6 protein-coding genes are annotated in these 7,925 nt (G+C 64.5%); 5 read left to right on the top strand and 1 reads right to left on the bottom strand.

All coding sequences use genetic code 11. The annotated features are described in order from the left end of the window. Positions 1-122 precede the first annotated feature (122 nt). From VNH11_30790 to VNH11_30770, 5 genes are all read left to right on the top strand, one after another. The gene (locus VNH11_30790) at positions 123-1,928 is read left to right on the top strand and encodes a cbb3-type cytochrome c oxidase subunit I (protein HVA50772.1); all 1,806 of its coding nucleotides are present in this window, start codon (positions 123-125) and stop codon (positions 1,926-1,928) included. Positions 1,929-2,116: 188 nt separating this feature from the next. Continuing rightward, on the top strand, positions 2,117-3,292 hold the full coding sequence (locus VNH11_30785) for a COX15/CtaA family protein (GenBank protein HVA50771.1): 1,176 nt from the start codon (positions 2,117-2,119) through the stop codon (positions 3,290-3,292). Further along, on the top strand, positions 3,289-4,194 hold the full coding sequence (cyoE, locus tag VNH11_30780) for a heme o synthase (GenBank protein HVA50770.1): 906 nt from the start codon (positions 3,289-3,291) through the stop codon (positions 4,192-4,194). Before VNH11_30785 ends, cyoE begins: the two co-directional genes overlap by 4 nt. A 21-nt stretch (positions 4,195-4,215) precedes the next feature. Next, a complete protein-coding gene (locus VNH11_30775) occupies positions 4,216-5,130 on the top strand; it encodes a heme-copper oxidase subunit III (GenBank protein ID HVA50769.1) in 915 nt (304 codons plus the stop codon). 4 nt (positions 5,131-5,134) lie between these two features. Then, positions 5,135-5,659, top strand: a complete 525-nt coding sequence (locus VNH11_30770; protein HVA50768.1) for a cytochrome C oxidase subunit IV family protein — start codon at positions 5,135-5,137, stop codon at positions 5,657-5,659. 33 nt (positions 5,660-5,692) lie between these two features. Here the strand turns inward: VNH11_30770 and VNH11_30765 are convergent, their stop codons facing one another. Continuing rightward, complete coding sequence (locus tag VNH11_30765) at positions 5,693-7,924, bottom strand: serine/threonine-protein kinase (protein HVA50767.1); 2,232 nt, start codon at positions 7,922-7,924, stop codon at positions 5,693-5,695. Between the last annotated feature and the right edge of the window lies 1 nt (position 7,925).

Raw genomic sequence — 7,925 nt, 5'->3', positions numbered from 1 at the left:
CCAGCGAGCTTGCGAGCGCTGGCCCACCGATAGTGACGTCGATTACGGTGGGCCGGCACTCGCAAGCTCGCTGGTCCCACCCTACGCCCAACGCCAACAAAAAAAGGCGAGGATTGATTGATATGAGCTCGACTACCTTCGGCGCGCATGCCCACGATGCGGCCCACGCGCCCGGCCACGAACACTCGGCCGGCTTTCTGCGGACCTATGTCTTTTCGCTCGATCACAAGGTGATCGGCCTGCAATTCCTGTTTTCCACCCTGCTCTGGTTTGTGGTGGGTGGGCTGCTGGCACTCGCCGTGCGCTGGCAGTTGGCCTGGCCCTGGACCGAAATGCCGATCGTCGGAGCGCGGCTGTTCGCGGGCGAAGGCGGGCAAATCTCGCCCGAGTTCTACACCATGCTCTTCACCATGCACGCCTCGGTGATGATCTTTTTCGTGATCATCCCGATCCTGGCCGGCGCGTTCGGCAACTTTCTGATTCCGCTCATGATCGGCGCCGACGACATGGCCTTTCCCACGCTGAACATGCTCAGCTATTGGTTCATGTGGCCGGCGTTCGTCTGCATGATTGCCAGCTTTTTCGTGCCCGGCGGGGCCTCGAACTCCGGCTGGACCGGCTACCCGCCCTTGTCGGCGGTCGATTCCGCCTCGCCCGGCAGCCTGAACGGGCAAACCTATTGGCTGATCGGGCTGATCTTCGTCGGCATCTCGTCGATGATGGGTTCGGTCAACTACATGACCACCATCATCCAGATGCGGGCGCCCGGCATGACGATGTTCCGCCTGCCGATGACGATCTGGGCCATGTTCATCACGGCCATTTTGCAGGCGTTCGCCCTGCCGGTGCTCACCGCCGCCTTGTTCATGCAGGTGCTCGACCGCCTGCTGCACACCGGCTTTTTCGTGCCGGAAGGGCTGATCGTGAACAACGTGTCGGCCGGAGCGGGCGGCGGCCAGCCGCTGCTCTGGCAACACCTCTTCTGGTTCTACTCGCACCCGGCCGTCTACATCATGATCCTGCCGGCGATGGGCATGGTCTCCGACATCATCAGTTGCTTCTCGCGCAAGCCGCTGTTCGGCTACAAGCCGATGATCTACTCCATCGCCGGCATCGCGGGACTGGGCTTCATCGTTTGGGGGCACCACATGTTCATGTCGGGCATGAATCCCGCCCTGGGCATGACCTTCATGGTTTCGACGATGATGATCGCCCTGCCCAGCGCCATCAAGGTTTTCAACTGGCTGGGCACCATCTGGGGCGGCAAGCTGCAATTCACCACGGCCATGCTGTTCGCGTTGTCGTTCGTGTCGATGTTCATCATCGGCGGGCTGTCGGGCATTTTCATGGCCGCCACGCCGGTCGACGTGTTCATCCACGACACCTATTTCATCGTGGCCCACATTCACTACGTGCTGTTCGGCGGCACGGCGTTCGGCGTGTTCGGCGGCATTTACTTCTGGTTTCCCAAGATGTTCGGCCGGATGATGAACGAGTTCTGGGGCAAGATTCACTTCTTCCTGTCGTTCATCTTCTTCAACGGCACGTTCTACCTGATGCACATTCTGGGCGCCGGCGGTTTTCCGCGGCGCCTGGCCGATCCTTATCACTACGAGACGTTCGCCCACCTGCAAGGGATGAACCAATTCATCAGCATGTGCGCCTTCGGCATGGGAGCGGCGCAGATCATCTTTGCGGCGAACTTCATCTACAGCATTTTCTTCGGCCCCAAGTGCGGCCGAAACCCGTGGCACGCCAACTCGCTGGAATGGTTTGCTCCCAGCCCGCCCGGCCACGGCAACTTCGACATGCAGCCGATTGTTTACCGCGGGCCCTATGAATACGGCTCGCCGGAAGTCGAGACCGATGATTATCCCCAGACCCAACCGCCGCCCGAAGGCTACGTGCCGCCGCCGGCGCAGCATTGAGTGTAGGGTGGGACCAGCGAGCTTGCGAGCGCCGGCCCACCGATTAAGGAGTCTGGTTTCAGGCATCAGGCGTCAGGACAAACAACCTGACGCCTGACGCCTGATGCCTGTCGCCTTACGATGGTGGGCCAGCGCTCGCAAGCTCGCTGGTCCCACCCTACAGATTGTTCCGTTCAGCACACTGAAAAATGACCCAGACCGCCAGCCCAACGCCGAGCCTGTGGCCGCATCGACTTGCGGTGCTGTTGGCCTGCGCGACGTTCCCACTGATCTGGGTCGGCGGACTGGTCACCACCTACGACGCCGGCATGGCCGTGCCCGACTGGCCCACGACCTATGGTTACAACCTCTTTCTCTATCCCTGGCAGACGTGGCTTTTCGGCCCCTGGGATCGATTCATCGAGCACGGCCACCGGCTGCTCGCGGCCACGGTCGGTCTGCTTACCATCGCTTTGGCCGGGGCCATCTGGAAGAAAGACGCTCGCCGTTGGATGCGTTGGATGGCCTCGATCGCCGTCGGCGGGGTGATCTTGCAGGGCGTGCTCGGCGGGCTGCGTGTAGTGCTCGACGAGCGACTGCTGGCTCAGATACACGGTTGCGTAGGCCCGGCGTTTTTCGCGTTGACCGCCGCTCTGGCAACGCTAACGTCAAGACGATGGCTTGGAAGAGGGGAAGGCTTTGTTGCAATCCAAAATCCAAAATCCAAAATCCAAAATCTCGCCACGACCACGGCGGCGCTGGTCTACGTGCAACTCCTGCTTGGCTCGCAATTGCGGCATGTGCAGGTAACGGCCGATGCCGGCCTGTTTCGCATCGCCGTTTGGTTTCACCTGCTCGTCGCGGCGGCCGTCGTCGGACACGTGGTGATGCTCCGGCTGCGAACCTGGCGCGAAGCGGCCGGCAACGCCTGGCTGCGGCGGCCGGCAGAACTGCTGCTGGGTCTCGTGGGTGTGCAACTCGCGCTCGGCTGCGGCGCGTGGGTGGTCAACTACGGCTGGCCGGCTTGGCTGGCTGATTATCCGTGGGCTGCCAATTACGTCGTCCGCCGCGAGAGTTTTTTGCAGGCCGCCGTGACCACCGGGCACGTGGCGACGGGGTCGCTCATTCTGGCTGTCTCGGTGGTGCTGGCCCTGCGAGCCTGGCGGGAAGCGTCAACTATACTGCACGCGGTCGGCAACGACACATTCGCGGTGGCTGGGGCAGAGCTGGCCGGAATCGACTCGCAATTGCCAACAGACGCTGCCGGCCAGCGATGCCCCGGTGGTGACGCGACTGGGGCATCGGCTGGCCGCGGCGTTTTTGAGCATTCTCGACCGCTACGTGGCCAGCCTCTGCCCCAGCCACCAACGGGGGCGATGGCATGAGCATTTCGACTGCTTCGTATCTTCCCGCACGTGCCGTAGGCTGGCAGCGCGCGGCCGACTACATCGAGTTGACCAAGCCCAAGATCGTGCTGATGGAACTGGTGACGGTGGCGGTGGCCGCCGTGGTGGCCAGCGCCGGCGTGCCCGACCTGTGGCTGCTCGCTCACGCCGTAATGGGCACCGTGCTGGTGGCCGCGGGAGCCAGCGCTTGGAACCAGTGGCTGGAGCGGCATAGCGACGCCTTGATGGAGCGCACCGCCGACCGGCCTTTGCCGGCCGCGCGGTTGAGCGGCCGCGAGGTGTTGCTGCTGGGCACCCTCGCCAGCCTGGCCGGGGCGGCCTATCTGGCACTCCTGGTCAACGTGCTCACCGCGGCGCTGGGCGCCTTGACTTGGTTCCTTTATGTCGGCGTCTATACGCCGCTCAAGTCGCGCTCGCCGAGCAACACCGCCGTGGGCGCGGTCGCCGGGGCCATGCCGGTGTTGATGGGTTGGACCGCGGTCGGCGGTCGGCTGAACCTGACCGCGGCCACACTGTTCGCGATCGTCTTTCTCTGGCAGTTCCCGCACTTCATGGCCATCGCCTGGCTTTACCGCCGGCAATACTCGGCCGCCGGACTGAAGATGTTGACGGTCGTCGATCCCAGCGGCCTGCGGGCAGGCGCCCAGGCCGTGCTGGCGGCCCTGGCCCTGGTGCCCGTCAGCCTGCTGCCGGCCTTGATCAGCTTCGCCGGTCCGACGTATTTTGTGTGGGCCTTGCTGCTCAGCCTAGGGCAGCTTGCTTGCGCCGCGGCGTTTCTGCTGTGGATGAACGAGCAGACGGCGCGGGCCTTATTGCGGGCATCGTTGATTTACCTGCCGGCGCTGCTCCTGTGGCTGACCGCCGGACCTTTTCGCTACTGACCACGGACAACTGACAATTCAATGGCAATCGCGGCCCCCACGCACGACCTCCACGCCGGCGGACATTACGGTCATCCGCCCAAGCTCGAATACCATCCGGGCCTGCCGATCTCCAATGGCAAGCTCTTCATGTGGCTGTTTCTCTCGACCGAGATCATGTTTTTCGCCGCCTTGATCGGCGTGTACATCGTCATCCGCTTCGGGGCGCCGGTGTGGCCGGCCACGCACGAAGTCCACCTCAGCGAGCCGATCGGCGCGTTCAACACCTTCGTGTTGATCTGCTCCAGCGTCAGCGTGGTGTTGGCCCTGGAAGCGGCCAAAACGAACAACGCCGCCAACGCCAAGTTTTGGATCGTCGTCACGCTGGCATTAGGCGGCGTCTTTTTGGGCGTGAAGATGTACGAATACAACGCCAAGTTCGCCCACGGCATCTACCCGTGGTATCCCCGCAGCCGCGTCTATGAGAAGCCCGATATTTATTTCGGCTCGGCGGTACGGGCACGCGCCACCGCGCTCTTGACCGAGATCAAGGCCGACCCGGACGAGGCGGCCAAGCACAGCGAAGACATCGCCTTGCTGGAACGATTGCAAAACGAGACCATTTCGGCCGACGAGCACAAGCTGGCCTTGGTGGCGGCCGAAATCATGCCGATGCCGGTCGACGAAAGCGCGCCGCACGCCGGCGGCATGAACGAAGAGCATTCCTGGCTGAAGATGCCGGTGGTGATTCCCGGCGGCAACATGTGGGCCAGCACCTACTTTCTGCTCACCGGCTTTCACGCCCTGCACGTGCTGATCGGGCTGATCGTGTTCGGCATTCTGGCCACGAAGCTGCTCGACGCCGCCTGGGCCGGGGCGATCGAAAACATCGGCCTCTATTGGCACTTTGTCGATCTCGTCTGGATTTTCTTGTTTCCCCTGTTGTACCTGTTTTGAACTTATGTCACACGCAGCCACGCACCACGACCACGCCGGGCACGACGATCACGGCGGGATCGCCAAATACATCTACGTCTTTCTCGCGCTGTGCGTGCTGACGACGATGTCGTTCTTCACGTACTCCCGCTACTGGCCCTGGCACGATACCCCGGCGGTCGGCAGGATGTTCATGACCGCCGTCTCCTGCACCAAGGCGATGCTGGTGATCTTGTTCTTCATGCACGTGAAGTACGAGGCCAACTGGAAATACGTGTTGACGATCCCGGCGTCGATCATGTCGGTGTTTCTCTGCCTGGCGCTGGTGCCCGACATCGGGGCCCGCATGAACGGCCTGTTCGGCTATCACGGCCGCTATTCGGAGGAGCGCAAGGAGCACATCGGCCGTGAATCCGACGTGAAGCTGATGAAAGGCGCCTCGCTGGAAGCGGTCCATCATGAAGGCGCGCACGGCAGCGCCGAGCACGCGGCGCCGAGCGAGCCCGTGCCGGCAAAGGAAAGCGAGCAATCCGCAGACGACGCCAAGTAGTGCTGCCGGTGGCTGGGGCAGAGCGCAGGCGGCCTACTTGACTCTCCAGATCCTCACCGCGCCGTCGCGGCCGCCGGAGGCGAGCAGCGTGCCGTCGCGATTGAAGGCCAGCGTGTGAATGGCCAGCTTGTGGCCGAGATAGGTCGCCAGCAGCTCGCCGCTCTCGGCGTTCCACAACTTCACCGCGCCGTCGTGCCCGCCGGTCGCCAGCTTCGAGCCGTCGGGCGAGTAGACGACCGCCCAGATGTCGCCGTCGTGCCCCGACCATGATTTGACGAGCTGTCCGCTGCCGGTCTCCCAGATGCGCACGGTCTTGTCCCAGCCGGCCGACGCCAAACGCCGCCCGTCGGGGTTGAACGACAGTCCGTTGACCGGCCCGGTGTGCCCTTCCAGAGGCAGCTTCTGCGTCAGCGTTTTCGCGTTCCAAAGCCGTATGGCTTTGTCGCTGCCGGCCGTGGCCAAGGTTTCGTCGTCGGGCGAAATGGCAACCGCATAGATGCCACCGGGCTGCTGTGCTTCGAGCACGGGCTGCGACGTCGCCTCTCGCTCCGAGAGAGGGCCAGGGCTACCGATCTCGATCGCCCAGGCGCGCAGCCCGCCTTGACGGTCGCCGGAAAACAAACGGCCGTCGTCGTGCGCCAGTGCCAGCCCGCGGACCGCGTTGGCGTGCTCGAACGTCTGGATCGGATTGGTCTGCGACGGATTCCAGAGCTTGACCAGGCCGTCATCGCCGGCGGTGGCGAACCATTCGCCGCCGCGCGAGAATTGCGTCGCCCACACCAGGTCGCGGTGCGCGTCGAACGTCGCCTTGACGCTCTCGCTTTGCAAATCCCAAAGCCGCACCCGTCCGTCTTCGACGGCCATGGCCACCGACGAGCTTGCCGGATCGAACGCCACCGACCAGACCGTGCCGCGATTGGCGCTGAGCACGTGGACCGGCTCGGCCGACGAGACGGCCGCGGCGGGCAACGAGGGATTCTTCGCCAGGAACTTGCCGCCCAACAGCCCCAGTGCGAGAAAGGCCGCGCCGACGCCGCCGGCCAGCCAGCGCGTGCGCGTCGCGCGCTTCTTGGCGGCCTCGCGGCAGACCGTCGGCACGTCTTCCGACGAGGTCTTCATCAGCGCCCACTCGTAGTCGAACAGCTCCGCCAGGTGCGCGGCGGTCTGAATGCGGTCGGCCGGCTTCTTGGCCAGCAAACGATCGATCGTGTGCGAAAGCCAGCCTGGTACGGCGGGGTTCAGCTCTTGCAAGGGGCGGTGCTTCTCTTCCACCACCTGCCGCAGCACCAGCAGCGCCGAATCGCCCGCGAAGGGCGGCCGGCCCGCGCACATTTCGTACAGCACCGCACCCAGGCTGAACAGGTCGGAGCGCGGATCGGCCTCCTGCCCCATCACCTGTTCGGGCGACATGTACAGGGGCGTGCCGGAAACAAACCCCGACTGGGTCAGCTTGACGTCGTGCGTGGCCCGCGCCAGGCCGAAGTCGGTGAGCTTCACGCGGTCGTGCGGCGATTCCAACAAGATGTTGCCCGGCTTGATGTCGCGATGAATCAGCCCCTGCGCATGGGCCGCCTCCAGGCCGTGCGCGGCCTGCATGCCGATCCGCACGACCTCGCCGATCGGCAACGGCGACTGTCGCTGCAGGCGGCCTTCCAGCGATTCGCCGCTGACGAGCTGCATGACCATGTAGGGCAGGCCGCCCTCGCCCGACTTTTCGACCTGGTGGACCGCCACCACGTTCTCGTGCGTGATCGACGCGGCCGCGCGGGCCTCGCGGCAGAACCGCTGCCGGGCAATGTCGTCGCCGGCCAACTCCGGATCGAGCACTTTGACGGCCACGTTGCGGTGCAGCCGCGAGTCGAAGGCTTCGAGCACCACGCCCATGCCCCCGCGGCCGACGACGCGCATCACGTCGAACTGCCCCAGCCGGCCGAGATAGACGGCGTCGCCGGCGGGAGCCAGAAAGTCGAGCGACAGCTCGCGACTGCGGACCGCTGGGCGCGGCGTGGCCACGGCCGGCGACGCGGCGCCCAGCGCCTTCAGGGCCGGCCAGTAAGCCGAGGTCGCCTCCGGCTCGGCCTGCTGAAGCCGCTTGCAGATTTGCGACAGCCGCGTCCCTTCGGTAGCCAGATCCTCCAGTTTCGCCTGACAGCATTCGCACGCGCCGAGATGCTCGGTGCATTCGTGCAGTCGTTGCTCGGCCAGTGTGCCGTCGAGAAGCTGCCGCAGCTCGTCGGGTTCAGGACATGTCGTCGCGGTACTCATA

Source organism: Pirellulales bacterium, assembly GCA_035533075.1.
In the GTDB taxonomy this organism is placed as follows: Bacteria; Planctomycetota; Planctomycetia; order Pirellulales; family JAICIG01; genus DASSFG01.
The sequence above is the reverse complement of the archived record's forward strand: the minus strand, read 5'-3'. Positions and strand labels throughout refer to the sequence as shown.